The 2,972-nt window shown below is 43.3% G+C and carries 1 protein-coding gene; it reads right to left on the bottom strand.

The genetic code is table 11. The features are described 5' to 3' along the window. On the bottom strand, nt 1-2,964 hold a 2,964-nt coding region (locus AC13DP_RS02330; protein ID WP_483067234.1), incomplete at its 3' end, for a glycoside hydrolase family 2 TIM barrel-domain containing protein. Between the last annotated feature and the right edge of the window lie 8 nt (nt 2,965-2,972).

The raw sequence follows: 2,972 nt of genomic DNA, 5'->3' as shown, positions 1-2,972 counted from the left end.
TACATTCAATGCGCTAAAGCCCAGGGGTTGTTCCCCGGTAATCTGTAACCCGGCTCCCTTTTTATTTTCAAGTCGAATCCATCTCGCATCAGTTTTATACCCTGCTTCCTGCGGACGAATATACTCCCAGGTAAACTGGTTTTCTACCTGATCTTTATAAACTCCCATAAAAGCAGAGGTATTTCGATCGGAGTAATTCTCCCATGGACCGCGACCGTAATATTCCAGGTTGTCGTAATCTCCCGGCAGTACCATTCGCATTCCAAAACGGGGAAGTTCGGGTAAGTCTTTATCACTGTCTAAAGTAGCCGTAACTTTAATATCGCCATTATTTTCGATAAAATATGCTACGGTATATGGCACGGCTACGCCTGCAAGCTGATAGGTCACCGTAATTTGCTGCCCTTCTTTAGCTTTTTTAGCGACTTCAACATGGGTCACTGTAGCATTATGAGTCGCCTCTTTCCAGGCTTTTAATTTTTGTGGCATCCCATTCCCAAAATCATTATCGGTAGGTGCCCTCCAAAAATAAGGCTCCGGGAATACCGAGATTGGTGATTGCTGATGATCTTTTAAATGATAGGATTCAAAGCTTCCGGTTTTGGTATTGAAAACACCTTCGATTTTTTCTGTTGAAAACTGAAGCTGATCACCTTTCTTGCTTACATTTAGCTGTCCAGCAGTTGCGATATCAGCAGCATCAAAATAGGTGTTTCCCCCTACTTTGAACTGTTCTCTGGCCATCTCATGACCGGCAGGCACCATGGCTTTGGCCTTTTTGGTATAGCCATAAACACTTAAGAAATACTCTTTATTCCCTAATTCAGGTAAGGCTATCGTCACAGTTTTGGTTTTATTCGGCGCAACATTCAAATTGAATTCCCCGGTTTTTACGACCTGACCATCGGCAAGTAATTGCCATTTAAAATCAAAAGCATCCAGATTGGTGAAATCGAATTTGTTGGTTACTTGTAGTGAATTCCCATCCAGCTCAAATTTGATGTTTTGGTATACTTTTTTAACTTCCTCTAAAGCCGGGTGCGGGGTACGATCGGCACTTACCAGACCGTTGGCATTAAAGTTTTGATCGTTTTGCAATTTCCCTGCGCCAAGATCACCACCGTAGGCCCAGAATTCCCTTCCGTCTTCAGTTTCCGCACGTAATCCCTGGTCGACCCAATCCCAGATAAAACCTCCTTGCATATGATCGCTGCTATCGATAATATCCCAGTATTCCTGGAAGTTCCCGTTGCTGTTCCCCATGGCATGAGAATACTCACACATAATATAAGGACGTTCTTTACTATCATCCTCGGCATAGGCCTTCATATGGTTAATCCCTGGGTACATCGGGCAAACGATATCGGTATTTCTATTCTCCCCGGCCTGCTCAAACTGCACTTTACGGGTGGTATCGCGCTTTTTGATCCAATCGTAAGCATCATAAAATACAGGCCCATTTCCACTTTCGTTTCCTAAAGACCAAACAATTATAGAAGGATGGTTTTTATGGAATTCTACCATTCGTTCAATGCGGTCCATATGTGCTGGTGCCCATGCTTCCAGATAGGCCGGGTGCTTTGATTTATCGAAGTTGCCCTGCCACTCGGCGCCCATTCCATGGGTTTCGATATTGGCTTCATCGACCACGTACATTCCGTACTCATCGGCCAGTTCGTAGATATACGAATCGTGGGGATAATGGCTCATCCGTATCGCATTGATATTGTTTTTTTGCATCACCTCGATGTCTTTACGCATCATCTCGCGGTCAGGTGTATGGCCTTTATCGGGATGATGTTCGTGCAAATTCACACCATTTACCGTAATGGGCTCGCCATTGACAATGAGTTGGGCATTCTTAATTTCAACTTCACGGAAACCGGTTTTCCCGGCCAGTGCGGCCATCTCGTTCCCTTTTTTGTCTAATAAACTGATTGTGTACTGATAAAGGTTTGGAAATTCATTACTCCATTTTTCAACATGGGCCAATGTTTTTGAAAAGCTTACTTGGGTAGCTTTTTTCCCTAATTCCTTTGTTTGGGTAAAGACTTGTTTTCCTGAAGGATCCAGTAAGGTGAATTTTACTTTTGGTTTCTTGATACTTCCTTTATCAAATTCTTTAAGTTTTACGGTAACGTTTAGCTCGCCATCCTGGTAATCATTGCTCAGTCCGCTGGTTACAAAATAATCCCAGAGCGTCGTTTTAGGAACTGCCTGTAGGTACACATTTCGTTCTAAACCACTTAAGCGCCAAAAATCCTGATCTTCCAGATAGCTACCATCATGCCATCTAAAGACTTGTACCGCCAAAAGATTGTCACCTTCTTTTAGTAAGTTGGTAATATCGAATTCTGCCGGGGTTTTAGAGGCCTTGGTCATCCCTGCTTCTTTCCCGTTTACAAAAATCCGTGCATAGCCTGAAATGGAACCAAAACGAAGGATAATCTCATGATCATCCCAGGATGTAGGGATGGTAAATGTCCTGCGGTATGTCCCTACCGGGTTATAAATTTCTTCATCCCCATCTTTGGAATTTTTATTGATCACCTCTCCATCTGCTGTTTTCTGATCTGAAGGAAACCCGATATAGGGTGGATTTTTAGGGTGAGGATAGGTGACATTGGTATAGATAGGAAGATCGAAACCTTCCAGTTCCCAATTGGAAGGCACCTGGATATCATCCCAGTCACTATCATTTAGAGAGGGGGCGTAAAACGCTTTTGGGCGCTCACTAGGGTGTTGTACCACATTAAACTTCCAGGTACCATTTAAGCTTTGGTACAGGGCGGAGGATGGAGGATCGTTTTGTAAAGCTTTTTTTGCGGAAGTGTAGAGTACAAAATCACTACGGCCATCAAGCTTATGGCGGTCTACTTTAGTGGGATCTTCCCACTCGTTTTGCTGCGTATAGCCCACCGTAAACAATAATAATCCTAGTAGGCTTAAAAAGGTCTTTTTCATAGTTTTAG

The sequence above is a fragment of the Zunongwangia sp. L-65 genome (assembly GCF_056859415.1).
This window is presented reverse-complemented; position numbering and strand designations above follow the sequence as displayed.